Source organism: Metabacillus sp. SLBN-84, from assembly GCF_053629595.1.
In genome coordinates this window covers 82,255-107,971 of sequence record NZ_JBRJIP010000007.1, presented here as the reverse complement: position 1 = coordinate 107,971, position 25,717 = coordinate 82,255, and the positions used below count along the sequence as shown (strand labels likewise).

Annotated in this window: 25 protein-coding genes; 15 read left to right on the top strand and 10 right to left on the bottom strand. The window is 39.1% G+C overall.

What is annotated here, in order from left to right; all coding sequences use genetic code 11:
- The first annotated feature begins 13 nt into the window (after window positions 1–13).
- From sufU to RKD52_RS22760, 8 genes are all read left to right on the top strand, one after another.
- Window positions 14–463 carry a Fe-S cluster assembly sulfur transfer protein SufU gene (gene sufU, locus RKD52_RS22795; protein ID WP_454101711.1) on the top strand — a complete coding sequence of 150 codons (450 nt, stop codon included), beginning with the start codon at window positions 14–16 and terminating at the stop codon, window positions 461–463.
- A 65-nt stretch (window positions 464–528) separates the two neighbouring features.
- Window positions 529–843, top strand: coding sequence for an MBL fold metallo-hydrolase (locus RKD52_RS22790; RefSeq protein WP_454101682.1), 315 nt, complete (start codon window positions 529–531; stop codon window positions 841–843).
- A 9-nt stretch (window positions 844–852) separates the two neighbouring features.
- Window positions 853–1,329, top strand: coding sequence for a hypothetical protein (locus tag RKD52_RS22785; RefSeq protein ID WP_454101681.1), 477 nt, complete (start codon window positions 853–855; stop codon window positions 1,327–1,329).
- Window positions 1,280–1,744, top strand: coding sequence for a Fur family transcriptional regulator (locus RKD52_RS22780; RefSeq protein ID WP_454101680.1), 465 nt, complete (start codon window positions 1,280–1,282; stop codon window positions 1,742–1,744). Before RKD52_RS22785 ends, RKD52_RS22780 begins: the two co-directional genes overlap by 50 nt.
- A gap of 101 nt (window positions 1,745–1,845) precedes the next feature.
- Window positions 1,846–3,045 (top strand): GTP-binding protein, encoded by a 1,200-nt coding sequence (locus RKD52_RS22775; RefSeq protein WP_454101710.1) that lies wholly within the window; start codon window positions 1,846–1,848, stop codon window positions 3,043–3,045.
- Between the two features lie 263 nt (window positions 3,046–3,308).
- Window positions 3,309–4,229: a CobW family GTP-binding protein gene (locus RKD52_RS22770; RefSeq protein ID WP_454101679.1), complete on the top strand. Its 921-nt coding sequence runs from the start codon at window positions 3,309–3,311 to the stop codon at window positions 4,227–4,229.
- Window positions 4,230–4,273: 44 nt separating this feature from the next.
- Window positions 4,274–4,456: a Fur-regulated basic protein FbpA gene (locus RKD52_RS22765; RefSeq protein ID WP_454101678.1), complete on the top strand. Its 183-nt coding sequence runs from the start codon at window positions 4,274–4,276 to the stop codon at window positions 4,454–4,456.
- Window positions 4,413–4,607, top strand: coding sequence for an FbpB family small basic protein (locus RKD52_RS22760; protein ID WP_454101677.1), 195 nt, complete (start codon window positions 4,413–4,415; stop codon window positions 4,605–4,607). Before RKD52_RS22765 ends, RKD52_RS22760 begins: the two co-directional genes overlap by 44 nt.
- 374 nt (window positions 4,608–4,981) lie before the next feature.
- Here the strand turns inward: RKD52_RS22760 and RKD52_RS22755 are convergent, their stop codons facing one another.
- A complete protein-coding gene (locus tag RKD52_RS22755) occupies window positions 4,982–5,185 on the bottom strand; it encodes a small, acid-soluble spore protein, alpha/beta type (RefSeq protein ID WP_454101676.1) in 204 nt (67 codons plus the stop codon).
- Between the two features lie 377 nt (window positions 5,186–5,562).
- Here RKD52_RS22755 and RKD52_RS22750 point away from each other — a divergent pair, with 377 nt between their 5' ends.
- Together RKD52_RS22750 and xerS are read left to right on the top strand one after the other, a co-directional pair.
- Window positions 5,563–6,180, top strand: coding sequence for a hypothetical protein (locus RKD52_RS22750; RefSeq protein ID WP_454101675.1), 618 nt, complete (start codon window positions 5,563–5,565; stop codon window positions 6,178–6,180).
- A 251-nt stretch (window positions 6,181–6,431) separates the two neighbouring features.
- Entirely contained in the window at window positions 6,432–7,598 is a 1,167-nt protein-coding gene (xerS, locus tag RKD52_RS22745) for a tyrosine recombinase XerS (RefSeq protein ID WP_454101674.1), read from the top strand.
- A gap of 85 nt (window positions 7,599–7,683) precedes the next feature.
- Here xerS and RKD52_RS22740 read toward each other — a convergent pair whose 3' ends face one another.
- Window positions 7,684–8,358 carry a GNAT family N-acetyltransferase gene (locus RKD52_RS22740; RefSeq protein WP_454101673.1) on the bottom strand — a complete coding sequence of 225 codons (675 nt, stop codon included), beginning with the start codon at window positions 8,356–8,358 and terminating at the stop codon, window positions 7,684–7,686.
- A gap of 435 nt (window positions 8,359–8,793) precedes the next feature.
- Complete coding sequence (locus RKD52_RS22735; RefSeq protein ID WP_454101672.1) at window positions 8,794–11,307, bottom strand: NEW3 domain-containing protein; 2,514 nt, start codon at window positions 11,305–11,307, stop codon at window positions 8,794–8,796.
- 316 nt (window positions 11,308–11,623) lie between these two features.
- Between RKD52_RS22735 and RKD52_RS22730 the strand changes: the two genes are divergently transcribed.
- The 5 genes from RKD52_RS22730 to RKD52_RS22710 all read left to right on the top strand — a co-directional run bounded on the left by RKD52_RS22730 (window position 11,624) and on the right by RKD52_RS22710 (window position 16,793).
- The gene (locus tag RKD52_RS22730) at window positions 11,624–12,808 is read left to right on the top strand and encodes an ROK family transcriptional regulator (RefSeq protein WP_454101671.1); all 1,185 of its coding nucleotides are present in this window, start codon (window positions 11,624–11,626) and stop codon (window positions 12,806–12,808) included.
- Between the two features lie 561 nt (window positions 12,809–13,369).
- Window positions 13,370–13,855 (top strand): RNA polymerase sigma factor, encoded by a 486-nt coding sequence (locus tag RKD52_RS22725; RefSeq protein ID WP_454101670.1) that lies wholly within the window; start codon window positions 13,370–13,372, stop codon window positions 13,853–13,855.
- Window positions 13,852–14,757, top strand: coding sequence for a zf-HC2 domain-containing protein (locus RKD52_RS22720; RefSeq protein ID WP_454101669.1), 906 nt, complete (start codon window positions 13,852–13,854; stop codon window positions 14,755–14,757). Before RKD52_RS22725 ends, RKD52_RS22720 begins: the two co-directional genes overlap by 4 nt.
- 741 nt (window positions 14,758–15,498) lie before the next feature.
- Window positions 15,499–16,125 (top strand): NUDIX hydrolase, encoded by a 627-nt coding sequence (locus tag RKD52_RS22715; RefSeq protein WP_454101668.1) that lies wholly within the window; start codon window positions 15,499–15,501, stop codon window positions 16,123–16,125.
- A 101-nt stretch (window positions 16,126–16,226) separates the two neighbouring features.
- A complete protein-coding gene (locus tag RKD52_RS22710) occupies window positions 16,227–16,793 on the top strand; it encodes a histidine phosphatase family protein (RefSeq protein ID WP_454101667.1) in 567 nt (188 codons plus the stop codon).
- Window positions 16,794–17,007: 214 nt separating this feature from the next.
- Here the strand turns inward: RKD52_RS22710 and RKD52_RS22705 are convergent, their stop codons facing one another.
- The 7 genes from RKD52_RS22705 to RKD52_RS22675 form a co-directional block, all read right to left on the bottom strand.
- Window positions 17,008–17,958 (bottom strand): BadF/BadG/BcrA/BcrD ATPase family protein, encoded by a 951-nt coding sequence (locus RKD52_RS22705; RefSeq protein ID WP_454101666.1) that lies wholly within the window; start codon window positions 17,956–17,958, stop codon window positions 17,008–17,010.
- Complete coding sequence (gene argH / locus RKD52_RS22700) at window positions 17,951–19,474, bottom strand: argininosuccinate lyase (RefSeq protein WP_454101665.1); 1,524 nt, start codon at window positions 19,472–19,474, stop codon at window positions 17,951–17,953. The genes RKD52_RS22705 and argH overlap by 8 nt, the downstream gene beginning before the upstream one ends.
- A gap of 1 nt (window position 19,475) precedes the next feature.
- The gene (locus RKD52_RS22695) at window positions 19,476–20,222 is read right to left on the bottom strand and encodes a creatininase family protein (protein WP_454101664.1); all 747 of its coding nucleotides are present in this window, start codon (window positions 20,220–20,222) and stop codon (window positions 19,476–19,478) included.
- 12 nt (window positions 20,223–20,234) lie between these two features.
- Window positions 20,235–21,956 carry an ABC transporter permease gene (locus RKD52_RS22690; RefSeq protein ID WP_454101663.1) on the bottom strand — a complete coding sequence of 574 codons (1,722 nt, stop codon included), beginning with the start codon at window positions 21,954–21,956 and terminating at the stop codon, window positions 20,235–20,237.
- Window positions 21,957–21,968: 12 nt separating this feature from the next.
- On the bottom strand, window positions 21,969–23,039 hold the full coding sequence (locus tag RKD52_RS22685) for an ABC transporter ATP-binding protein (protein WP_454101662.1): 1,071 nt from the start codon (window positions 23,037–23,039) through the stop codon (window positions 21,969–21,971).
- 111 nt (window positions 23,040–23,150) lie between these two features.
- Window positions 23,151–24,215: an extracellular solute-binding protein gene (locus tag RKD52_RS22680; RefSeq protein ID WP_454101661.1), complete on the bottom strand. Its 1,065-nt coding sequence runs from the start codon at window positions 24,213–24,215 to the stop codon at window positions 23,151–23,153.
- A gap of 16 nt (window positions 24,216–24,231) precedes the next feature.
- Window positions 24,232–25,380, bottom strand: coding sequence for an ROK family transcriptional regulator (locus tag RKD52_RS22675; RefSeq protein WP_454101709.1), 1,149 nt, complete (start codon window positions 25,378–25,380; stop codon window positions 24,232–24,234).
- Window positions 25,381–25,717 lie beyond the last annotated feature (337 nt).

Sequence of the window (25,717 nt, the reverse complement as noted above, 5' to 3'; positions counted from 1 at the left end):
GGTATTTATTATGGTGCTTGATAACCTTTACCGGCAAGTTATCATGGATCATTATAGACAAAAGCGGAATTTTGAGGAGTTAGAAGGAAGAAATGTGCAAAAGGTACATTATAAAAATCCTACTTGCGGTGATATCATGACATTGTTTTTAGACATTAATCAAGACCGAGTGAAAAAAGCAGCTTTTATTGGAGAAGGTTGCAGCATTAGCATGGCATCTGCTTCTATGATGACAGGTCTTATTGAAAACAAATCGATTAAAGAAATTGCATCCATTAGAGAAGCGTTTGAGAATTTAATTCGCTATGGAAAAACACCAGATGCTTTGGACTTAGGAGACAGTATTTCTCTGCAGAGTGTTCATCAATTAAGAGCGAGACATAATTGTGCATTAATGACGTGGCAGGCACTAGATAAACTATTGAAAGACGATAAGGAGTACAACGTCCCTGCAATGAGGTAGAATCAGGAAGTATTAACTGTTTGGTCACTTGCTTTAGTAAATTAGATGATATTTTAGGAGGAGTTATGAGCTCTAACATACATTCTTTTCAACTAGGGAAATTTCATTTGAAAGCTATATCGGATGGTGTCTTTCCTGTCTCTAAAGATTTCTTTTTCAAAAATACTCCCGATACCATCATTCAGCACATTCCACCCCATTATGATGCACCACTTAATTTCTTGTATATAGATACAGGTGAAAAAAAGATTTTAGTGGATGCAGGATTTGGTGTAGAGCATCTGCCGACAAGTGATCAGTTGCTGAGTCATCTCCAACGGGAAGGAATTTCACCTGAAGACATACACACGGTTATTATTACTCATGGCCATCTGGATTAAATCGGAGGATTGTCTCATGAAGGAGATCCTATCTTTCCAAATGCACAGCATATGATAAGAGAAGAAGAATGGCATGACTGGATGGCTCGTCCTGACACAAATGAATATAATAAATTATTCGCGTTAAAAAATCAAATAAAGTTAATTTCGTCTGACCTTGACATTCATCCTGGTATCCGTCTTCAGCATACACCAGGTCATACAAAGGGCCATCTGGCGATCTCCATTCAATCAGAAGGTTCTACATTGTTAGTGGCTTCAGATATTCTCAATGATCCGAGCACCCTTAAGCATCTACCTTCACATATCGCTGCTGAGGTGGAACCAGAAAAAGGACTTCTGACACGTGAGTTATTTTTGGAACAAGCTTATACTCAATCAGCACAGGTTTTTGTGTGTCACTACCCTTATCCTGGGTTAAGCCATGTAGAGAAAAATGATGAGGGGTGGACTTGGCTTCCTATTGGAGCTGATGAGAGGGGCTGATGATTTGCAAGAAGAGACATACATAAAGCGCATTAAACAAAACGGTTACAAATGTACACCACAACGTTTGGAGATCTTATCTTATTTTCTAAGGCAGAGAAACCGGTTGGTATCAGCCAAGCATTTACTCTTGCACCTTCGAAATACATTTGGAAAAGTCAGCTTTGATACCATTTATCGAAATCTCTCTTTGTTTTCTGATATTGGATTAACGGATTTCACTTTTAAAGACGGAGAAAACTTCTATTATTTAAAAGAAGATAAACAGACCCATCAAAACCTTTTCATCTGTAAGAAGTGTTTGACTACGAAGAATCTTACGATGTGTCCGATGGATATTATCCAGGACCTTGAAGGTTATACGATTTATCATCATAGGTTCGAAGTTTACGGAATCTGTCCGTCTTGTTTGTAAAGAAATGTCTAGGCGCAGTCTCTTCCTTCAGAAAGCTTTTCACAAATAAAAAATTCGTATCAGTATTAAATCGTAATATTTACGATTTTAGGAGGTAAATGATGAAGAACATACCAGTGACTGTTTTAAGTGGCTATTTAGGTGCAGGGAAAACAACGGTTCTCAATCACATATTGAATAACCGTGATGGACTAAAGGTGGCGGTTATCGTTAATGACATGAGCGAAGTCAATATCGATGCAGAAACCGTTAAGCAAGGCGGAGGATTAAAAAGGACAGAAGAAAAACTCGTGGAAATGTCAAATGGCTGCATTTGCTGCACGCTACGTGAAGATCTGCTAATAGAAGTTGAAAAGCTTGCACGAGAGGGAAACATTGATTACATCGTCATTGAGTCTACTGGAATCAGTGAGCCTGTTCCAGTTGCCCAGACTTTTTCGTATATTGACGAGGAATTGGGAATTGATCTCACGCGGTTTTGCACACTCGATACGATGGTTACTGTTGTGGATGCCAATCGATTTTGGCATGATTTTCGATCAGGAGACAGCCTCCTTGATCGAAAAGAAGCTCTAAGTGATGAAGATGACCGTGAAATTGCAGATTTATTGCTAGATCAAATAGAGTTTTGCGATGTGCTGATCGTGAATAAGTGTGATCTTGTCAGTGAGGAAGCACTAAATCACTTAGAACAGGTTCTTCGGAAGCTCCAGCCAGAAGCGCGAATGATTCGAACAAGCAAGGGGGAAATTCGATCAAGTGACATACTTAATACAGGGCTCTTCGATTTCGAAAAGGCCAGTGAGTCAGCTGGGTGGATCAAAGAGCTAACGGCAGGACATCAAGAACATCAGCCGGAAACCGAAGAATATGGCATTAGCTCTTTTGTCTATAAGAGAAGACTTCCTTTTCATAGTGACCGGTTTTATCAGCTTATGCATTCTCTTGCCAAAAACGTTGTAAGGGTAAAAGGAGTTGCCTGGTGTGCAACAAGAAACGAGTTTGCTCTTTCGGTGTCTCAAGCAGGACCCTCTATTATTATTGAACCGGTTTCATATTGGGTAGCAACCTTGCCAAGACTTAAACAAGAGGCAATCTTAAATGAAAATCCACATATTGAAAAAGAATGGGATCCCGAATTTGGTGACCGTATGACACAAATGGTATTCATTGGAACAGATATGAATGAAAAAGAGGTTTCCAAACAATTGGATGCATGCTTGTTGACTAATGATGAATTCAATAATGATTGGAATATGCTAACCGATCCTTTTGATTGGGAAATCCCAGTAAGAACCTAATAAAAACCCTGTAAAGGGTTTTTATTGTTATGTAATCTTTATTCTTTGATATAAAAAATAATTAGTATGGCTGGGGTATTATCATTGTGACCATAATGACGGTTTGGCAGGAATTTGGGAGAATGAGTGCGTCGCTATGTAACTCAAAAAAGATGGGCATTTCTTTTCTTCGCACCGGCATCATTTTTAGCTTTAGCCTGTTGTTTTAACGTATATAAACGAACAAAGAAACCTAATTAATAAACTGGAAAGAGGGACATGGTATGAAAAAAGAAGTTGAAATTTATATCCTGACTGGATTTCTTGGAAGTGGAAAGTCAACTTTGCTAAAGGATTTATTGATAGAAGAAAAAGAAAAAGGCCGAAAAGTGGCTGTGTTAATGAATGAGCTTGGTGAATATTCTGTTGATACGGGGATTATTGGGACAGATGTTGCCCTTAGGGAACTTTTAAATGGGTGCATTTGCTGTACGATGAAAGATGAGGTGGAGATTCAACTTCTTACGTTGTATCAGCAGGAAAAGCCTGACGTTATTTATATTGAAGCTACAGGTGTTGCACACCCAATTGAGATATTAGATGCTTGTTTGTCGCCAGTTATTGCTCCGTATGTTCATGTTAGATCAATTATTAGTTTAGTAGATTCAAAGAGATGGATCAATCGAAAAGAGTTAAACCTCCAGCTTCAAAAATTATTAAAAGAGCAGGTTAAGTATGGTGATCACATTATAATAAATAAATTGGACACTGTGTCAGAAGAAGAACAAACTGTTATTCAGGAAGACATAGCAGAACTAAATCCAAGGGCTAGTCTTTTCATGACCACCTTTTCAGATATTCCATTATCTGAAATCAGGAAAAGTCGAGAAGAAAAGAACAATCAAGACCAAGAAAAGTTGCATGTTCATAATCACCTACATATCCAATCGATGACTTATCCATTTCAAGGAGAAATACTTAGAGCGTCATTTGAGCAATGGCTTGAAAAGATTTCACCTACTATTTATCGGATTAAAGGGTTTGTTCGCTTTAAAGGAGATCCTCGTACACATTTGGTTCAATATTCATACGGAGTTCCGTATATCTTTGCCCAGTCGATCAAGTTTCCATTAAACATGGTCATAATAGGAGATAGCTTAGATAAAGACAAGCTGAAACAGGAGTTATCAGCCTTGGAGCACTAGGAAAATTACATTGAATTAAATAATTTAGCAAAGGGGTACTTTTCATGGGTGAAATGCTCCGTAAAGCTGTTGAAAGCAGAAAGAAGTTTATTATTCATGCTCTCTTAAAAAATGGACGTTATGAAAAAGATGATAAGCAGTTATATCAACTCTGCCTTAGTGATTTGGAAAGGGAGTATTGTCATGCAAATGAGGAGAAGATTGGTTATTCAAAAGAAAACTTTTAAAGAGTTAATAGACGATAATAAGAAAAGTATCTTGGATGATGCTAATCTATTAGATGAAATTTACGAAAAGATGGACAATAAATATTTAGTGACAACAAGTAGAGAAAAATCAAATGAGTCACCTCTTTATCGAGGTATTGATAAGAGATGATTTTGTATATTTCATGAGTATGTATTGGAAAGTCTATTTGGTAAATATAGACTTTTCAGATTTGCATAGGAATAGGCCAAGAGATTATATTTAGTTGCAAAAAGAAACGAATTTGATGCCTACTTTTGAGAAGAGAAGATCCAAGGGTTAAACAATGGAAATCATAACTATGAGGACTATAAATTTTTCGTGTTGATGGGCCTCATATAATAGCTGATGCTTGCTCGGATGTGCTTGTACAAGAAGTCACGAATCATACATGCTTACGTTTAATAAAGATTAAAGAACTAAAAAAGAAATGATAATATAAAGGAAAAGTGCTTGATCTAAGGATCAAGCACTTTTTTGTAACAGCAGCTGTTTTGCTGAAAAAATTAGAAACGTCCACCCATGTTTTGTTGAGCAAACTGCACCAATCTCTTCGTAATTTCGCCACCAACAGAACCATTAGCGCGTGCAGTAGTTTCAGCTCCTAAATGAACACCAAACTCTTGAGCAATCTCTAATTTCATTTGGTCAATTGCTTGCTGAGCTCCTGGAACCAACAATTCGTTGCGATTACTGTTTCTTTCTGTCATGGAATACAACTCCTTTATAAAGTGTAGAGGTTATGCTGGACTTGCACCAGCTGTAAATACTCTTTTTACCCTCTAGGCTAACCCTTAGAGGTTATTATTCCTTATAAAATGATATTTATGTAATTATAAACTTCCAAGTCAACACTAAGATAAAGGTAGAAGGAACAATTTAATAATCACCCTGAAAGATAAGGGAGTGAAGGATTTTCGTTATAACTTTGCGTTAAATTCTTATTTAACGAATATAATGCAGATAGATGTAATATATGGTAAAGTTAATTAAAAACCTTTTTAGATAATTACTTAAAGTTCTTATTTATTTAATCTTTTTGCATTTTACCATTTTCAAATAACTCTATATTAGGAGAGATAATTAGATGCTTAAGTGTAGAGGTAGCAAATGTAGAGAACAGTTAGTTAAGCAGTACAAGATAATTCCTCGTTCACACACAAAGCTCCTAAACGGACAGGTAAAGAAAAGCTGCACTGGTGATATTTTAATAGATAGCTATTATTCCTTTGAATACACTAGTCGAGTAGATTCAATGGATAAAGGTGGTTTTTTCTGTGGCAGCCATGCAACAAAACATTTTTTACAGTTAATAAGCCATCCTGGTTTAGCAGAATTTAACCCTCTCTCATCTTTTGGTAAGCCCACAGATTCATATTTGAGTAGCAACTCAAACAAAAATAAGCGTTGGGATCCTACAGCAAAAGAGCTTTATAATGCTATAAACTTGTTAATAATTTGTTGGGATAAACCCATCTATGGAAAATTAGCAGTAATTAAAGAAGGTTTAGAAAAGTTTCCGGATAAATCCTCTTTTTGTGAAAAAATTAAGCATGTAAATGCAATAATTAGTAAAGATTCAAGAAAAAGAACTTTGTCTACAATGTTAACTGAATTAAAAAAAACTAATCCTACATTAAAAACTTATAAATTTAATTTACTTAATACAGAATTATATGATATGAAAATCCCCTCAAACTTTTAATTACGATGAATTAAGGCAGGAAAGTTATTCACAGGTTCTCATTGTTCTGTGGAGGTATATTGGATTTAAATATCTTATTGCGCATTCTCAAAGAGCGTAAATAATCTACCATATGGTTTAGGCAATTATTCTCCATCAATTCGGTTGACAATTCCGGTTTTGTTGAATGTTTAACTTTAATAAAGTTAATAAGTCTTAAATTTCTGTCAGGGTTGTGAAGAGTTAGGGAAAAATAAAAAGGAGATATTTATATGCCCATACAATCAAGACAAAGAATTATTCATGAAAAAAGGTTAGATTCTCACCTCCCTTCGTTACCCGATTATGTAATTGAATATATATTGTCTAAAAAAAGAGCCGGATACTCCTCTTCTACCCTTCTAGGGTACGTCCATGAGTACATAAAGTTTTTTTCTTGGCTGCAGGAACAGGGAATCTCTAAAGTAGCAGATATTAAAGATATTCCGTACACTGTTCTTGCTGTTTTAAGTAAAGAAAATGTAGAGTTTTATATTGATTATTTACAAGAAGAAGACATTAGAACTGAAAAAGAAGTAAATGCCGGTCTTCCGGTGAGAACAAGATCTTCCCAGGCTGTCTATAGAAATGTTAATGCTTTAAAATCCTTGTTCAATTACTTAACGCAAGAAACTGAGAACGAAGACGGAGAATGTTATTTCTATAGAAACGTATTTAGTAAGATAAAACAAAAAAAGGAACAAGAAACTTCTAAACGTAGAGCAAAGAAAATAAACTCTACAGTGCTTACTACTGAAGAAATTAATGAATTGCTGGACTTCATCAAATTTGATTATGAAAAAGATTTAAGTGGCCGCAAATTAACGTCCTTTCTCAAACAAAAAGAAAGAGATATTGCAATTATTAGCATGCTCCTGGGAAGTGGGGTCCGGGTAGGTGAGATAGCCAGTTTAACTCTTACGGACATTGATTTTAAAGAAGAAGAAATAGACATCATTCGTAAAGGTAGCAAAGAGGATACAGCAGACGTGCTCCCTTCTGCTCTGGAGGATCTTAAAGATTACTTGTCAGTAAGAAAAGAACGATTTAAGACGAAGAACACAGATGTATATGTTTTTGTTACTAATTATGCCGGCAAGATTCACCCAATTTCTGTCCGCAGCATTCAGAATATGGTTTCTTCTTATACGAAAGCTTTTAAAATAAAATATGATGAATTTTATAGAGGAAACGGGTTGAGCCCACATAAATTAAGACATACTTTTGCAACTGACTGGATCAATAAAGGTGGAAATATAGTACTCTTAAGGGACCAGCTAGGGCACAGCTCAATAGAAACGACTTCTAAGTATACTAACCTCTCCAAAAAAGAAGGTAAGAAAGTAATGAACGCCATAGAAGAAACAAGAGCTAGCAATGTTAATTTATTGGATCGGTAACTCTTCAGATTAACTTCATAAGCATACTAAACAAAGCCCTTATCGAATTCGATAAGGGTTTTTGTTTAGGCGTTTACTGCAGCAACTATATTCCCATCTTCTCAAGAGATCTTTTAAGAATGTTTTCATCAATTTGGTTTACCATAGAATATTTTTCTTTATAAATAGCCTTTATAACATCATTCATCTCTCTCTCTATTATCTGATTCTGGTGATGTCTTTTATAAAATAGATTTAACGGGACATCGTTTTCCTCTGAATGTAAAGACGGTTGAACGTAATTTATCCTAGTGTACCGTTTGTAGTTATTTTTCTTGAAAAACTGGCTTCTTTTAATGCATTTTTCCTTTTCTTCCTCTGTGTGTGCCATTTCTTCTGTTTCCGTTTCTAAAACTATTGTATTTACTGACGGGTTTCCTGCTGAAACAGCATCTTGATTTAACAATTCTTCTAATCTTTTAAGAGTTCTTGTTCCCACTCCCTTACTTCGCGCTAAGGGATTTGTAACAATATATACGATGAAACCAGCATTTACTTCAGCCAAATAGTGCCCTGTTGCAAAAGATACAAGTTCTTCTCCCTCAAGACCAATTAAGAATCTGAAATTATTCGGTTTTCGATTGTTCCCGTACTTTAAGCTGTTGAAAAAAGTGTTATGGGACTCTCTTACTTCAATAGGAAAGGTTCTGTTATAAAGCAGAAAAACTTCGTCCAAATGCTTTTGATTAGTCAATGTTATTTCATTCCATTTTAAATTCATGATTGCTCCCCTACTTCTATTATCTATTCAATCCAATAATAATATTGCGTTTGAATTTAACATATATGTATATGTTAAATACAACATTGCTGTAATCAACAACTTATGTCTCATTATGGTTTGAATTTTTATACTCAGTATACCTAAAAAGTATTTTATAGAAAGTGAAAGAGTAAAAGAAGATATGTATTTAATTTAAATGAATTAAAGGAGCCAGCTTGTTAAAATCACACTATGGGTTTTAAATGTAGAATCATATTTCTTAGTTGTGCAATATCTAGATTCAATAAAATTTATACAACATTATTAAAATTGTTTTTAAAAAAGTAAATAATGTTGACAATGATATATATGTTAATGCATATGTTGTTTTATGTTAAAAATGAGACAGCGCGCACTGTCAGTGCGCGCTGCTGAAATTTTGAGAATTAAACCTTACTTATTGGCTCCATAGCTGATAAGGTTCGTAAATATTCGATAGCCCCCAGGCACCTGCCCCTGAATTTGACGGTAAAAGACCAAGTTTGTATAGAGGTAGGTCCCTTTTCCGTAGTTTGCCATCAAGATTCCGCCATCGAAGGCTTCCTCATTAGGGTCCGCCATGCTAACGAACGTTTCAAAACGATCGTCCCACTTCATCGGATAATAGAGTCCGCGCTCCTGGACCCAGCCACTCCAATCCTTTTCTGTAATTTTGTTAGGATAGTTGAAAAGGGCTGTCTCTGGCTGAAGTACATTGACAGCCGCATTTTCATCTGTCACTCTCCACCGGATAGAAGGATTTCCTATGGTAAGTGGATACGGTGCCGTAGTCATCGCATTCCATCCATCGTTAGGTTTGTGGTATTGGACAACAAGGTGCCCGCCATCTTCTACATATTTCATGAGGCGTGCATTATTTGTTTTCAGGTCTTCTCTTGAGAGGTAGGCCCTGATTCCGGTAACAATCGTATCGTATTGACTCAAGTCCCCTGTTGCAAGATCCGATTCAGACAACTCAATAATATTTAACCCTGTATTCCGTAAAGAATCTGCAACAGTATCAAATCCGCTGTCAATATAGCCTATTTTCAGGTCTGGCTGCTGCAGCAGTTCAAAAGCCACTCCATCTATTTGTGCAGGATACTGATAATAGAACGTTCCTATGTGGTCATATTTTATCTCCTGTATGGTGGAGCTATAGGTCTTTCCGTTTGCAGTTGCTTTCGCTGCAATCTGAAACTTGCCCTCTGAAATTCCTTTTGGAGGAGTCAGTTTGAATGCCACATCTTTTTCTTCATGCTGTTTACTGAAAGCGACGTCTGTCTTTTTCGGTGTTGCCTTCCAGCCATCAGGAACGTCTAACGAGATGGAAGATTGATTTTTACCCCTTTGATAGCTCTTAATCTTTACTGTAACAGGTATCTCTTTTTGTACATTTGCAGTGTTAACAACAACATCCTTAGGTGACATGGAAAGTGAAAGATCAGGAAGAACGGCTACTGTTTCTTCTAATTGCTTTGTGTACCCCGTCTGTGTGCCGTTGAATTTGTAATTAACATTGATTTGCACGGCAGGTTCTTCGTAGGCATGGTAGTATTGGGCGTTCTTTGGAACACTAACCTGGTAGCTGATCTCTTTTCTCTCTCCAGGAGAGAGTTTTTTTACTCTGTCTCCAGTCTGTACTTTCCATCCTTTAGGGAGAATCAAGTTCAGATCCATGTTTTTCAGTGTTTGCTTCCCTTTGTTTTTCAATGTAATTTTGATGGTCGTTTTTTCGCCTTTCGTTAAAACATTTGATGCTGTTTTAACAGAAACTTCAAGGTTTGAAGAAACAAGGCTTACGGTTTCAAGCTGATCTTCTTTGATAGACAGCTTATGCAGAAGATCTTTTTTCAGTTTCTCATCAAGTTTAGCTTTATTTGTTTTTTTGGTTAATTTACGGACATCATCTAATGCCGTTTGTGTTTTGGTGAATACCTGGTTTCTGTTTGGATACGCTGAAACGATCTTATCCAAATCTTTTTGAAGTTCTGTAAAATGCACGCCTAGAGATTTCTCTTTTTTAGGAAGTGCCTGTGCCCATTCTGCTAAGTCGTAAGGTACTCCTGCGAATAATTCATTGCTTTCATTCGTATCAACTGACGCTTTAAGCAATTCCAGGTGGGTTTGTCTAGGAGCGACCGGGATGTCGTTGCCCATGCCTTGGCTTTTGTGCATGTAACGTGATTCTTCTCCAAGCTGAGGGTAGGACATGTTGTAGACAGGATCGAGCATGCCGATCTCAATTGAGGTAGTAGCTGTTTGTTGTGATTCTGCCGGAAGGAACAATTTCTTAACTTGCCATACGGACAGTCCTTCCTTTAACTGCTGAGGGTATATATTGGGATTTGCTGCATCTTCAAAAGCTCGTTCACTTAAAATTTCCATTGCTCTGTGGTGTCCATGCTGGGTGTGGTCGTTTCTGAAAGACGGCATAAGGATATCAGGATGATACGTGCGAATGAAACGGATTAAACGTTCGTAAGTGAGGTCCTCTCCCCATTTTTCTAACGTTTCTTCTGGAGTTTTGGAGAAGCCGAAGTCATAAATTGGATCAGAAGTGGTCTTGCTCAAGTGATACGATTTAACGCCTGTTATTTTCGACGCTTCAATCATTTCCCTGGAGCGAATAATTCCCAGTGCATTGTCTAGCTCGCTGCCGATTTCGTTTTGTCCGCCCTCGCCTCTATTGGCGATCAGACTGGCAGTCGTAACGCCAAGACCTCTTGACAGATAAGCTAAGAAATCACTTCGTTCATCATCGGGATGAGCACCGGTATTTAAGAAAGTAACCGTTGTTTCTAGAGGCTTTAACGTGTTCCACAGTTCAACATCGTGTTTTTCCCCAGAAGCATTTGCCCTTCCTCCCAATTGCAGCGAAGATAAGACGAGACCGATAGAGAGAAAGATTACTATAAGTTTTTTCAATGAATGTAACCCCTTTCATTTTTTTGTTTTCTTTTCGTTGATATCTCCTTTCCAGCCAGGCGGGCATATAGTAGGTTAGTGAATCTTACTAACTAACTCAGGGTGAGAAACCTTACTTAATGAATAACACAAAGACCAAAAAAAGTAAATACTCTATATTTTCAGATAAATAAAGGTGGTGTTTATTTATTCCAACAGTTTTAGTGGGGATAACCTTTGTAAACGTGCTGAAATTACGATATATTTTAATTACTTATGAACTATATCAATATATTGAGGCCGTGATGCTATGAGTTTCAAAGGAATTCCCATGCATATGAAATCATACAATAAAAAGTGTATTCTTCAGTGCATTAAAGATCAATCTCCTATATCAAGAGCAGAAATTGCTGTAAAAACGAATATAAGCAAACCTACGGTTTCACTTTTAGTAGACGAATTAATCAGTGATAACTGGGTGCTTGAACGGGGGATAGGCGAGTCGTCCTCCCAAGGCGGAAGGAGACCTATCCACTTATATTTTAATGAGAAGGCCGCTTATATCTTTGGAACGGATATTGGCGGCACCAATGTCAGGATGGTTTTAAGTGACTTGAGTGGTAACGTTGTATCTTCCTGCAGCTTTTCAACACAAAAATATTTAAACTCAGGATTGCTTAAACATCTGTCCCAAAAGGCAGAGAAGATGCTGAAAAAGCAAAACCTTCAAGGTGCAAAGGTTCTCGGGATGGGTGTTGGCGTACCGGGCATCACAAATACATCCACAGGCGTTGTGGTTGAGGCACCAAGCTTAAACTGGATAAACTACTCTTTCATTGAAGAGAGCAAGCGCTATTTTTCTTTCCCTGTATTTGTTGATAATGATGTCAATGTTGCGTGCCTTGGGGAACAGTGGCTTGGAAATGCCAGAAATAAACGAAACGTTCTCTATATTTCAGTGGGTACCGGGATTGGCTGCGGAATTGTCATCAATAATCAGCTTTACCGCGGATCAGCGAGTGCCGCAGGGGAAATAGGGTATATGGTCACCGATAAAAATGATATCAAGAACGATTTTAAGCCGGTCTTCACCCATTACGGTTATCTTGAAAGTGTTGCAGGAGGAAAATCAATCGGGAATGCGTTTGCTGAGAAGGTAAAGTGTATGCCGGATCACCCTCTGTATGACGCTTCTATTTCTTCAGGCCTAACTGGAGAAGATGCGTTTAATGCTGCCAAACGCGGTGATAAGACTGCACTATCTGTTATTGATGAAGCGAGTGAGCACTTAGCTTACGGCATCATAAATGCTGCGAGCTTGCTCAATCCGGAAATCATCATATTAGGAGGAGGCGTCTTGAAATCATCAGATCTCATCCTTCCGAAAATAGAAGAAATCATCTCGAAGTATCTTCCGAGCACGGTGGAATTAAAATGTTCTTATTTAGGCGAAGATTCCGGGCCAATCGGCGCTGTTTCCCTTTTTCTGAGAGAGTACGACAGTATTGTTCAATTTACGTAAACAAAACCTGCTTTTGTTAACGGGTTTAGGTTTTCGAGTACAAAACTAAAAATCACAGATCAAAAGGAGTGCCGAATCGTATTGATTTTGTCACTCCTTTTTTCTTGATTTACCGGCGTTTTTGACGATAAATCTTCATTGTTCTTCAAATTATGTGATGAGATTTCTTATACACTTTAAGGCAAACAAAAAAGAACTGAGCGCAGTATGCATGATAAAATGGAAATATCAGTTATTCCATTAAAGGGCAGTTTAATAGAATAATGGTTTCAACTTTTTATTCAACAATCGGGCCAGATTGTTGAAGATCGCTTAGTAATAAGTTAATAGTTAATATATAGATGTATATATTTCACTTGAACTAAGCCGATCTCATTGTGAACAATGCCGAGAAGAAATGTTTCATGAATATTATAAAGGGATACATGGGAAGATGTATCGAATACAGTCCCCAATAATTAGGGTAGAAGAAAAATGGACCGGGCGTACTTTGTTCGGTTTTTTTTATATTTTTGTAAGATATTTGAGTTTATCGCGTCTTATATGTAAGGAGGTGAGTTGGTGACACAGCTTGAGGATATTTATAATACATACTTTAAAGATGTATTTTTATATGTGTATAGTATATCTGGCGATAAGCATATCGCAGAAGATATCACTTCGGAAACTTTTATGAAGGCATTAACATCGCTAGACAGTTTCAGAGGGAATAGTGATATCCGTGTTTGGTTATGCCAAATTGCCAAAAACAGTTATTACTCTTATTTGCGTAAGAATAAAAGCTCGGTGGATCTTGAGTCGGTTCCAGAATCAGCTAGTGGAGACAATGTAGAACAAGAAATAGCCATTTCAGAAGCATCTATGAAGGTACATGAAGTTATCCAGAATTTGAAAAAGCCATACAAAAAGGTCTTTACTCTCCGTGCATTTGGAGAACTGTCATTTAAGCAAATTGGCAAATTGTTTGGAAAAAGTGAAAACTGGGCTTGTGTTACTTATCACCGTGCTAGAGAAAAAATTAAAGCGCGATCGGAGGATTATCGATGAAAATTAGCTGTAATATGATTAGGGATATACTGCCGTTATATGTCGAGGATATGGCAAGTCAAGATACTAGAGATCTAGTTGAAGAACATATAGCTTCTTGTGAGAACTGTAAAAAACGACTTGAAGAAATGAGGACTTTTGAAGAACCGCCAGTAGATACCGATATAGCTCCCTTAAGAAACATACAAAATACATTGCGAAAGAAAAAGCTGCAAACGATTATTCTTTCAGTCATGGTAACATTGGTTTTTGCAGTGGTTACAATCGCTTATCTGACAACCCCAGCATACATCTCTTATAATGAAAATGCGGTTTCAATTATTGAAAAGGATGACGGAACTGTACTTTTGAATTTTAGTGAAGAAGTCTCTGGATTTAATGTAAATCACTATCCAGCAGCAGACAATTCAGGTTATGTCTATGATATAACAACATGGGAAACGATTTGGCAACAGAAAATAAACAAAAACAACCTGGAAAATACGGTCTTAAACCCGAATGGGGAAACGGTCGCTTCGATCTACTATTACAATACCGATGGAAGTGAAAATACTTTAATTTATGGAGATCCAATAACGGATGGTTCTGTCATGACGTTACCTCGGCTTGTTTTAAGCTACTATGTGTTGTTGGCTATAGGATTTTTACTTATTTGTGGAATTGGATTGGTCATATTCCGTAAGAACGAAAAAATAAGAAATGGACTAGAAAAAATGATTCTATTGCCTATCTCGTACCTGTTTGCTCACTTACTTATAAAAGGTCTTCACTCTGCCACTTACCTTGCTGGACGAGACCTTTATGTAATATTACTTGTCACAATTTCTTTATATGTTGCGTTGTTAGCTGGAAGGAACATATTAAAAAAAATATCAATTAAGAAGCCGAAAAGCACTTTATAATAGTAATAATTTCAAAAACATGGCAAAAAGTACTCTTTAAATTGGCCAAAAACTCAAAATTCTACTGACCATAGGCAAATTGCAGAAGATGGGCTAATTCTTTCTGATAAGGAGTCCATCTTCAACAAACGGGCGCATTTCCGAAACAAGGAAAGCGTTTTTTTGCGAAGAAAAAGATTGTGTTGTACGATTAGTTTTGAAATGATTGGTATTAAGCAATAGGGCAGTTTATTAGAAAAACTACAGTGTTCGATAGTAAAGGAATAAAAAAAGTGAGGATTTTTTTAATATGTCTAAAGAGATGTATATAAAAGTTTGTGATTTTCAAAATGAGGTGATGGTTTGGGGTTTGAGGTGCAGATTTCCAAACATTTAAGCTTAATTCTTTGTTTGAAAAGAGAGTTATATTTTCAGGGGTTATAGGTGTTATGTTAGTTGGGCTATCAGTCATCTGATTTACACCAGGCAGCTCCGATATTATCGCTGAGATTGAATAGTAAGGATTTGGGTGCTCTTCTGTTCCACCAATCCTTCTCATCGGTACAATAATATTAAATGCAAACACACTGTATATGTGTCGGGGCAGAATAGTAAGATGTTTATTTTTCGTTTGGAAGATAGATTGTGAAAGGTACATTAAGTAAAGATGAATGTTTGGAAGAAGCAGATACGCCTTTCACTATTTAGTCGAATAGTTAAAGAACCAGAAATAGAAAGATAAGTGACTTTTGGGGGCATTTTATGGGAGAGCAAGAGAAATTAAAGATCTTTGATGATAATAAGAATCTAATAGGTGTAGCTACTCGGAGTGATGTTCACAGGATTGGATATTGGCACGAAGCGTTTCATTGTTGGTTTGTTAGTAATGAACAAGGAATAGATTATATTTATTTACAGCTTCGTAGTAATAATAAAAAAGACTACCCTAACCTATTAGATATAACTGCTGCTGGACATCTACTAGCTGATGAAACAGTTGAGGACGGAGTAAGGGAAATTAAAGAAGAAATTGGTATAGATTTAGCTTTTAAGGAGTTAATAAGGTTAGGTGTAATTGATTATTGTGTTGTGCAAGAAGGTTTCATTGATAAAGAATTAGCAAACGTTTTTTTATACAAGTGCGGAAATATCTTTGATGACTTCACACTTCAAGTGGACGAGGTTTCAGGAATAGTAAAAACCAAATTTATTGATTTCACTCAACTTTGGTCTGGAGAAAAAGGTGAAATCGAAATAAGTGGATTTAAAATAAACGAGGAAGGACAAAAGCAAATAATTAAAGAAAGTGTAAACAGAGATAAATTCGTTCCACATCAAGTTACTTTTTACAAAGAAGTTATTCAAAAGATTCAGGAACAAATTAGATAAAAGGCAGTCACTCTTTCGCCGATGAGCAGTATATTAATTAAACAGTTCATAAACAATGGTTCGTTTCTTATTGAACGGAGAGAACCATATTGGAGGGGAAAATGAGCACATTTGTTTATATGGTGAGACACGGTGACTCACCAAGGGAAGGCAATGAAAGAACAAGAGGTTTAACCGAAAAAGGGCTTTTGGATGCTCAACGAGTGTATAACAAATTGACAAATGTGAAAATTGATGCAGTTATTTCAAGCCCTTACATTCGTTCAATTTTAACTGTCGAAAAATTAGCAAAACAATTAGGGCAAGAAGTTTTAATATTTGAAGACTTAAAAGAGAGGATGTTTTCTTCTGAAGACGATCGAATATCTGATAATGAATTGGTTCCACTGTTGGAGAGGTCTTTTTTAGACTCAAATTTCGCTCTAGTCGGAGGAGAATCAAATGCTGATTGTCAAAAAAGGGCTATAAAGGTTTTAAAAAAGGTATTAGATGTTTTTAGAAATAAAAGAGTAGTAATAGGTTCTCACGGAGCTGTGATGACTTTAATGATGGGATATTTCGATAGTAACTATGACTTGAATTTCTTACATAGTACATCAAAACCTGATATATATAGAATTGAATTTAATAATCAGGAACTAGTGGGTGTTAAAAGAATATGGAGTTAACGAACTAGTTTTGGCCACTAAGTAACTCTGATAATATTGCTGAAATTTTGTAGCGGTATCAATAAATGCTTGAGTGAATCATTCACAATCGGGGGCTTTAATTGAAGAATCGTAATAAAAAAATGGTCAGAGGCACATCAGCCACTGACCATTTTTAATAAAGCAGAACCCGTTATGCTTTTGATGGCATATCATTTTATCAAACCAGGCTTTTTCAATTTTTTAGGAGTCCTCTCTGTACAATATATTGAAAGGGCTCTAAACTTGCCAAAACCGAGCAACTCTTTGGAAACTGAGACTTTACCTTGCCTTCGAGCTGCTTTCGAATGTAGTCATTATGCTTTAAGATACCGCCTTGGAGCACGATTATGTTTGGCTCTTCTTTCTCCAATGTTTTGTTTATAACCGTTTCAAGCAGCGAATACAGTTCGTCTGCTGCCTGGTCCAAAATTCTTCTTGCAACAGCATCATTCTCAAAAGCGCAGGCTTCTACAGTTTGAGATATGGAGCCTATCTTTTCAACGGAACTGTTTGTACTGTATACCCAATTGTAGAGGGATTCAACGTTCTTAAGATCAAAAGCATCCAATACTCTTGTTTTTAATAGCGTGTCAGACCCTCGCCCATCACTCATCTTAAGGATGGCACGGATTGCCTCGAGTCCAATCCAATAGCCGCTGCCCTCATCTCCCACTGTGTGACCCCATCCCCCTGAACGGACGTATGAACCTTTTCCGTCATGGGCAAAAGCAATGGACCCCGTTCCAGATATCACGAGAGCACCCGGCTTATTTTTTGTTGCGCCGATTAAAGTGGAAAGGGCATCATTTTCAATAATCAGCTTTTCAAAACGGAGCCCAGCTTCTTTATTGACGTCTGTTACCAGGCGTTTAACTATTACCTCGTCTTCACTAGTATCAATGCCCGCCAGAGCAAAAACGCCCGTTTGAAACGAGATTCGCTCACTTTCGATGCCAAGTTTTTTAACTGCGTCACCAATGGCTCTAAAAATTGATTGTTTGGCACCTTCAACTCCTGTTACCTGATAGTTTGAAGCGCTTGAACGCCCAGTGGTCAGCACGTTCCCCTTAGAATCGGCTATTACGGCAAGTGTTTTCGTCCCTCCTCCATCAACAGCCAAGAGGGGAAACGATGAATTATTCATCCGTATGAGCCCACTTATGAACATAATCATTTAATACTTGCTCATACTGTTTGAGGGCTTCTTTTTTATTTTTCAGCCAGGAGGTAAGCTCCAGCTGTTCTTCTTTTCTCTCTTCCAAAGTTGACTCCATTCTGCTAGGCGCCGGTCCCCCGGGGAGTGTTCGGACCTTGATGAAATAGTCAGGGTCAAGTGCGCTTGCAAAGACTTCTTCAGTCAGAGTGGTCTTTTTCCCTGTGATTTTTACAGCGTATTCGTTAACGAGTTCCAGAGTAAGGTCTTTTAAAGAATCTTTTCCCTGCGTGGTCAGTGATGTGACAGCACCGCTTACAATATGATGTGATTGCCTGAAAGAAAGGCCGTCATTTCGCACGATCGTATCAGCAAGTTCCGTCACGTTTGCAAAGCTTTCTCTGGCCCGTTTTAACAATAGGTCTTTATCGACTTCCATCGTCAACAGGACACTTGATAGGAGGTGATAAATTCCCTTCAGGCGTTCCAGTGCTTTCCACAGGTATGGCTGCATGTCATCTTCTGTGTCCACGATATCTCCAAAAGGTGTGTTATGCACCATTGTAAGTACAGTCTGTGCATCACCGGCTACACCTGATAAAAGGGCTCTCATGTGTTCAATTGAAACCGGATTCCGCTTTTGCGGCATAATGGAACTGATTTGAACATAAGGAGCAGCAAGCCTGAATGCGGCAAATTCCTGAGTACCCCATAATAGGAAATCCTGTGTGGATCTTCCCAGATTAAGAGCTGCAATGTTTACAGCAGAGGCGGTCTCCATGATGTAATCCGCACCGGACACGGCGTCCCACGCATTATCGATCAGTCCATCAAACCCGAGCAATTCCTGCATGCGGCTGCGGCAAATCGGAAAACCGGATGTCGTGAGGGCCGCAGCACCCATGCTGCTTTTGTTTACGGTTTTAAAGGCAGATTGAAGCCGCGATATATCCCGTGTGAGCATGTCCGTCATGGCATTGAAATAATGACCCAAGGTTGTTGGCTGAGCCTGTTGGGTATGTGTGTAGCCAATCATAACGGTTCGGATGTGTTCTTTTGAAAGTTCAATCAGCGATTCCCTTAAATGCAATGCCCCTTCAATGAGATCAAGAATTTTCTCTCTGAGGGTCATACGGTAAATGGCTATACCCATGTCATTGCGGCTTCTCCCGATGTGAAGGTTGCCTGCAATGTCACCAGCCTGTTCAATCAGGCTGTGTTCCACCTGGAAGAACAAGTCTTCAAACTGAGGATCGTATTCGCCTTTTTGAAGCTTTTCAATTTCTACGCCGCCTACTGCCCGGCCTATCTCTTCTGCCTGTTCCTCAGACACCAGTCCTTGTTCCTTAAGCATCACAAGATGTGCCGTGTGTATTTGAAGCATTGACTTTAAAAAATTCTGTTTTGCTTCATTGTATGCCGGTTTTAAAACCATTGCTGTATATGAAGTTGAAGGAAACGTCTCACCCTCGAACTCAATCACTTGATTTCTTAATGGTAGCCTCATGTTATTCTCCTCCCTCGGTTCCGATTAGCCAATTTTCAATTAGATTGTTCATGTTTTTAGAAGCCGCCCTGACGATGACTTCTCCTTTATTCAGTGCTGTTTGCCCTATCCGTCCCGTATAGCCGTCCCAACTCTCAGGATTTCCCTCAACCGTGATATACGGATGGGTTGAGTATTTGGCTGTATCACGGAACTCGGCATCTTCTTTTTGTACGTTCACCAGGTCTGGCCGGAATGCTTTTACGGCAGACATTTCATAGGGTCCGCCATGTCCCCTGCCGCTTGTTCCCTCAAACCCGATTTGTTCAGCTTTTTCAACTTCAACCATTTGCCACCAGTTTATCAGTAGAAACTTCGCCTCAGGATGTCGAATGGTCACATACTCGGCAACAGACCGCGATAGGCCCATGTTTGCATCATGCGCATTAAGCAGGATGATCCGTTTTATACCAAGTTGAAGGATGCCTTCAAGCAGATCTGACAAGTACTCAAGCATGATGGATGGCCTGATGGAAACAGTACCTGGATAATTAGCTGTTTTTCCGGGGCAGGAGGAATACGGGACTGCCGGATAGACGATACCGCCAAGTTCTTTTTTTATCAAAGCCCCAAAACCCTCTGCAAGAATGATATCCGTTCCAAAAGGAGAATGAGGGCCGTGGTATTCAAAGCTTCCCAGTGGAAGGACCGCAAATGGTGCCTGTTTTAACTCATCTAGGTCTCTTCCGTGCATTTCGGATGCGTTCATTTTCCTCCCCCCTTACATGGCAGAACCGGCTTTGCCGTTTGTCAGTTTCTGCGAAACAAATAAAACGATGAGAATCAGCAGGATCTGCAATACGCCATACGCACAGGCAGTTCCAAACTTAAACGCGTACATCTTTTGAAAGATTGCAACGGATAAAGGCATTGTTGATGTGCTGTATATCAGAATGGATGCAACAAATTCGCCAATACCCTGTACAAAAGCAAGCAATGTCCCGGCAAGAATCCCGGTCATGGTCATAGGCAGGACAATCCTCCTGAAGGAAGTGATCCAGCCTGCCCCCAAACTGCGTGCGGCTTCTTCAATGGACTGATCCATCTGCATTAAACTTGCAGATGTGGACCTGAAAATCAACGGCAGATGTCTGACAAAATAAGCAAGGGGCAGGATCCAAAACGTTCCAATCAACACTTGATTGAAGCTGAATGCCGATGGCTCACTGAATGCTGCAATGAGGTTGACCGCAACGACCGTACCCGGAAGTGCCCAAGGTACCATGATCAGAATGTCTAAAACCGTTTTCCCTTTAAATTTGGTCCGTACCATCACATAAGCTGCAGCGACCCCGAATATGATGTTACCGACTGTTGCTACTAAGCTCATCTGAATTGAGTTCCAGATGGGGCGCCACGTTCGCTCGTCTGTAAACAGGGCCTGGTAATGCTCAAAGGTATAAGCAGGCGGCAAGACTTGAATCGTCCATGCTCCGTCGACCGAAAACGAAATCAATACAAGGACCAGAATCGGCAATAAGAGAACGATGACTCCAATGACTGAGAGAGTCATAGAGAAGTACTTCATAAAGGAAGAACGGACCTCCGTTCTGTGAACGCTTATTCCTTTACTTTGATTTTGATAGTTACGTTTGTTCTGGTACCATCTCATCAGGATTAAAAATGAGATAGAAACAAATGAGAGAATAGTAGACTGCGTGGCTGCCATGTCAAGATTCCCATTTGTTCTGGATAAATAAATCTGCATCGTCATGGTTCGCTCCACACCAAAAATAAGGGGAGCTGTATAGCTTGCCATGGCTATCATAAACACAAGCAAGGATGAAGCCACCATGGCAGGTGTCAGCATTGGCAAGATGACCTTCAGCCAGATGCGGATTCTTCCCGAACCCAAGCTGGTTGCAGCCTCTTCCAATGAAGGATCAAGCCCCTTAATGGCTGCTGAAGCTGTCAGATAAAAGTATGTGTACATGGTAAATGTATGTACGACAATGACTCCTGTGATGCCTTTTAAAGAAAAAGGCACGCTATCTAGATTGAACAGTTCCTGAAATGCACGTGGGAAAATTCCGCTTTCACCGTACAAAAACGTAAACGAAAGCACTCCGACAAGTGGAGGCAGCGCCATTGGCACCAGTACGAGAACGGATAAGATCTTTCGTCCGGGAAATTCATATCTTTCGAGCAAGAAGGCCATCGTGACACCGACGATTGCACACGTAATGACACTTAAAACCGATATGTACACACTGTTCCATAAAGCCTCTAGATTTGCGGTACTTTCAAAACTGAAAAACTTTTTGTAGTTGGCAAATGATCCGTCAGTGCCTGAAAAGCTCTCCATAAATGTCTGGTAAAACGGGTATACAACATATGCCAGCAGAATTAAAAAGAGAGGGGATATCAAAACATAGATAAAATACTTTGACCGCGTCAGTTTTGACCATGAAGTCTCTTTTATTGAACTGTCTCTGTCTACCATGCGTTCCACCTCCTATTCTCCAATAAAATAAATACTTCCTTCGGAAATGTGAAGCGTGATGAGATCACCCCGGCTCATTACCTTGTTCCCTTTATTGACGACCATGACTTTGAAGGTTGTCTCTTTTGCCTTTACGATATAATTAATGGTTACTCCCGTAAATTCCACAAACTGAACTTCTGCTTCGAACTGATTGGGTCCCGTTCCCTCTGCCAAGGCTTCTGGGCGGATTGAAAGCTTAACCGGTTCACCTGTACGGAATGATACGTTCGGAGACGCATTTTTAAGAAGTCCATTAAACGTCAGGCCGTCGCTTGTTCTAGCTGTTACCCGAGTTTGGTCCATATGCTCAACTGATGCATTCAGCACATTGGATTCCCCGATAAAGGAGGCGACGAATTTATTGACGGGTTTGTTATAGATCTCTTCCGGCGATCCAATTTGCTGTATCACCCCGTTATTCATGACCATTATGCGGTCTGACATCGCCATTGCTTCCGTCTGGTCATGTGTCACATAAATGGTGGTTACACCGAGCTCCAATTGCAGTCGTTTGATTTCAAGGCGAGTTTCCTCGCGCAGTTTGGCATCCAAATTTGACAAGGGTTCATCCAATAGAAGAATGTTTGGTTCAATGACAAGTGCCCTTGCCAAGGCGACACGCTGCTGCTGTCCGCCGGACAATTCGTTTATCTTTCGTTCACCATACTTCTCAAGATGCACCATTGACTGGGCTTTCTCTACTTTTCTTCGTATCTCTGATTTATTCAGTTTTCTTACTTCAAGACCGAATGCAATGTTTTCAAAAACAGTCATATGAGGGAACAATGCATAGTTTTGAAAAACCATGCCGATGTTCCTTTTGTTTGGCTGCAGGGTCGTTACGTCCTGATTATCAAACAGAACCTTTCCTTCAGAAGGAAAATAAAATCCTGCTATCATTCTTAGCGTTGTCGTTTTCCCGCATCCGCTTGGCCCGAGGAACGTGAAAAACTCTCCAGGTTTTATATCGATATTGACGTTTTCAACTCCACGGGCTTTACCGAACATTTTGCTTACCTTATCAAGCTTCACGCTTTTCATATTAAGCACCCCAATTCTATGAAACTTCAAATAAAGAGAAGGCCTTGAGAGAACTGTTATCTCCTCAAAGCCCTCCTGCTGCACTGCTTTTGCTTTTACTCAAAAGAACTTTTATTTTCCTTTTATGTTCTCATCCCAATGCTGCATCCATTCCGCTTCTTTTTCCGCCATGACTGACCAATCAATATCAAGCGCTTTTAAATCAAGCTCCTTATACCAGTCAGGCATATCCTCTTTTGCAATATCTGTACGAGTCGGAATTTGATACAGCTCGTCTGCAAGTTCAGCTCTTGTTTCTTTTGAGAATAGGAATTCATAAAAGAGCTCTGCATTTGTCTTGTTTTTTGCACCGTCCACCATCGCAACGCCATCTACTAAAATCGGTGCGCCGCTTTCAGGATAAATATAGTCAAAAGGCTGATTGTTTTCATTTTTCTGAAGGAGAATATCCTGCAGGTTCCAGAGCGATACCAATCCTTCTTGTCTGGCTAATTTTAGATAGAGGTTTGTTGGATCCTGAGCGTACTCTTTTGTATTAGCCTCGAGCTTTTCAAGCCATTCGTACCCTTTTTCAGGATTTTCGGCTCCTTCACGGAAAATCATAGATGAGTAGATGGTTCTCATCGTTCCTGAAGCCATAACCCCACGAATAATGATCTTGTCTTTCCATTCTTTATCCAGAAGGTCATCCCAGTCTTTCGGAGCGTCTTCTTTCTTTAAAGCTTCACTGTTGATCATGATGACCTCTGGCAAAAGCATTTCACCGTACCACCGGTTTTCTGAATCTTTGTGTTCGGCTTCAATCACATCATCAAAAGATGGCTTAAACGAAGCAAGCAAATCTTCATCAGCTGCTACCATGAGAGAAGACTGTGTACCGCCCCACCAAAAATCAGCCTGGGGATTTGCTTTCTCTCCGCGCACACGCTCCAATATCTGCTGAGCGCCCATCGTAAGTGTTTCAACTTCGATATCCGGATACTTTTCGTTAAACATTCCTACTACTTTGTCTACCACTGCCTGGTCACGGGCTGTATAGATGACAAGTTTTCCTGACTCTTCTTTTTTTCCTTCTTCTTTTGGTTCAGTTCCGCCGCTTGTGCTGCTATTGCAGGCAGTAACAATTAGCAGTACCAGTACCAAAAGCAAACTTAATAACCCCTTTTTCTTAACCATGTCAACCCCTCCTAGATTATAATGTTCTATTCTGATAGCCGAACTGGGTGAATTCCTCTAAAGCAAGATGAATGGCACCGTACAGCCCGGCTTTAGAACCAAGTGTTGTCAGTAAAATGGATGGCGCTTTTGGTATGTATCTTTCAATGCTGCTTTTCAACTTCTCGAGGTGCTTATCATGTAAATCCGACATCTCCCCGGATAGAACAATCAATTCGGGGTCAAGCATACATGCCAGGTTTACAATGGCCTTCGTCCAGCTGTCCAGAAATTCGTTTAATAACTCTCCAGCAGATGAATCCTGCAAAGAAAGGGCCTGAAGCTGTTTGACCGCTTTTTGACTGCTGTCAACAGGCAAACCAAGCTGGGTCATTTTTTGAAGCAATCCATTCGTCCCGTAATTAGATTCAAAAACACCCATATCAAAATTTTTATATAAAGGGTTGCCAATAAGCATGTAACCAATCTCTCCAGCTGCCATGTGAGACCCTCTGATAAACTCTCCGTTCAAAATGATACCGCTTCCAATTCCGTTGCCGGCAAATAAATAGATGGTGTTTTGAAAACTTGCACCCAATCCTTTATAAAATTCGCCCAGTGTCATGAGGTTTACATCGTTGTCGATGACAACCGGAACTCCTATGCTTTCCTCAAATTCGCTTGCAACATCATTGTCAGACCATGAAACTCCAGGAGAAAACCTTATTCCTCTTCCTGATTCCGCAGTAATTCCAGGAACACCAATGACCAAACCTGACACTTGAGTTTTTGATACTGAGATCGAGGACAGGATTTTAATCAAAATGGAATCTACCACACGAATGATCTCATTTTCGCTTATGGGCAAATGAACTGCTTCAGCATCCGTTTTAATTAATTTTCCGTCCATATCAGCAATCGTCACTTTTAGCGAATCATCCTGCAAAATGGCTCCCGCAACATAATTCGATTGGGCATTGTACTCCAGTAAAATTGGTTTTCGGCCACCGTTGGAAGTCGAATTCCCAACCCCTACTTCACGGACCATTCCTTCGCGTATCATTTCCTTTACCAGTTCGGACACACTGGGCCTGCTCAATTTTGTCTTTTTAGCCAGAGCAGCACGTGACTGATGAGGGTGAGAGCGAAGCTCTTGCAGTATCAAATTTCGGTTAAGTTCTCTCATTAAGGGGGGACTGGCTTTCCCTTTTGAAACAAAACTCAAAGTGTTCACCTGCCTTTTGTTTGTTAAGGTAACTAACAAACTATGTAAAAAGTATAGACTTGCCAGATTTAAACAGTCAAGAAGTTTTCTAAATTTTTTAACAACTATTGTGAATTTATGAATCTAGATGTATATTAAAATGGGAAAACGGGTAAACTGTTAATACCCCCCAATCAAATAAAGAATTACCGGTCCTTCTATCTAGAGAAGGATTTTTTTATCTGAATCAAAGTATCCCTATCGATAAAGTGTTATGAAATAAGTATTAAAGTTTTCTAAATGACAGATTAACATTATT

Excerpts from the sequence above, each read along its gene's own strand:
- RKD52_RS22775 (WP_454101710.1), top strand. The coding sequence starts at position 1,846 with ATGAAGAACATACCAGTGACTGTTTTAAGTGGCTATTTAGGTGCAGGG.
- RKD52_RS22740 (WP_454101673.1), bottom strand. The coding sequence starts at position 8,358 with ATGAATTTAAAATGGAATGAAATAACATTGACTAATCAAAAGCATTTG.
- RKD52_RS22780 (WP_454101680.1), top strand. The coding sequence starts at position 1,280 with ATGATGAGGGGTGGACTTGGCTTCCTATTGGAGCTGATGAGAGGGGCT.
- RKD52_RS22720 (WP_454101669.1), top strand. The coding sequence starts at position 13,852 with ATGAAAATTAGCTGTAATATGATTAGGGATATACTGCCGTTATATGTC.
- RKD52_RS22705 (WP_454101666.1), bottom strand. The coding sequence starts at position 17,958 with ATGAATAATTCATCGTTTCCCCTCTTGGCTGTTGATGGAGGAGGGACG.
- RKD52_RS22755 (WP_454101676.1), bottom strand. The coding sequence starts at position 5,185 with ATGACAGAAAGAAACAGTAATCGCAACGAATTGTTGGTTCCAGGAGCT.
- RKD52_RS22695 (WP_454101664.1), bottom strand. The coding sequence starts at position 20,222 with ATGAACGCATCCGAAATGCACGGAAGAGACCTAGATGAGTTAAAACAG.
- RKD52_RS22760 (WP_454101677.1), top strand. The coding sequence starts at position 4,413 with ATGCAAATGAGGAGAAGATTGGTTATTCAAAAGAAAACTTTTAAAGAG.
- RKD52_RS22680 (WP_454101661.1), bottom strand. The coding sequence starts at position 24,215 with ATGGTTAAGAAAAAGGGGTTATTAAGTTTGCTTTTGGTACTGGTACTG.
- RKD52_RS22685 (WP_454101662.1), bottom strand. The coding sequence starts at position 23,039 with ATGAAAAGCGTGAAGCTTGATAAGGTAAGCAAAATGTTCGGTAAAGCC.
- RKD52_RS22710 (WP_454101667.1), top strand. The coding sequence starts at position 16,227 with ATGAGCACATTTGTTTATATGGTGAGACACGGTGACTCACCAAGGGAA.
- RKD52_RS22765 (WP_454101678.1), top strand. The coding sequence starts at position 4,274 with ATGGGTGAAATGCTCCGTAAAGCTGTTGAAAGCAGAAAGAAGTTTATT.
- RKD52_RS22690 (WP_454101663.1), bottom strand. The coding sequence starts at position 21,956 with ATGGTAGACAGAGACAGTTCAATAAAAGAGACTTCATGGTCAAAACTG.
- RKD52_RS22750 (WP_454101675.1), top strand. The coding sequence starts at position 5,563 with ATGCTTAAGTGTAGAGGTAGCAAATGTAGAGAACAGTTAGTTAAGCAG.
- RKD52_RS22675 (WP_454101709.1), bottom strand. The coding sequence starts at position 25,380 with ATGAGAGAACTTAACCGAAATTTGATACTGCAAGAGCTTCGCTCTCAC.
- argH (WP_454101665.1), bottom strand. The coding sequence starts at position 19,474 with ATGAGGCTACCATTAAGAAATCAAGTGATTGAGTTCGAGGGTGAGACG.
- RKD52_RS22770 (WP_454101679.1), top strand. The coding sequence starts at position 3,309 with ATGAAAAAAGAAGTTGAAATTTATATCCTGACTGGATTTCTTGGAAGT.
- RKD52_RS22730 (WP_454101671.1), top strand. The coding sequence starts at position 11,624 with ATGAAATCATACAATAAAAAGTGTATTCTTCAGTGCATTAAAGATCAA.
- RKD52_RS22790 (WP_454101682.1), top strand. The coding sequence starts at position 529 with ATGAGCTCTAACATACATTCTTTTCAACTAGGGAAATTTCATTTGAAA.
- RKD52_RS22715 (WP_454101668.1), top strand. The coding sequence starts at position 15,499 with ATGGGAGAGCAAGAGAAATTAAAGATCTTTGATGATAATAAGAATCTA.
- xerS (WP_454101674.1), top strand. The coding sequence starts at position 6,432 with ATGCCCATACAATCAAGACAAAGAATTATTCATGAAAAAAGGTTAGAT.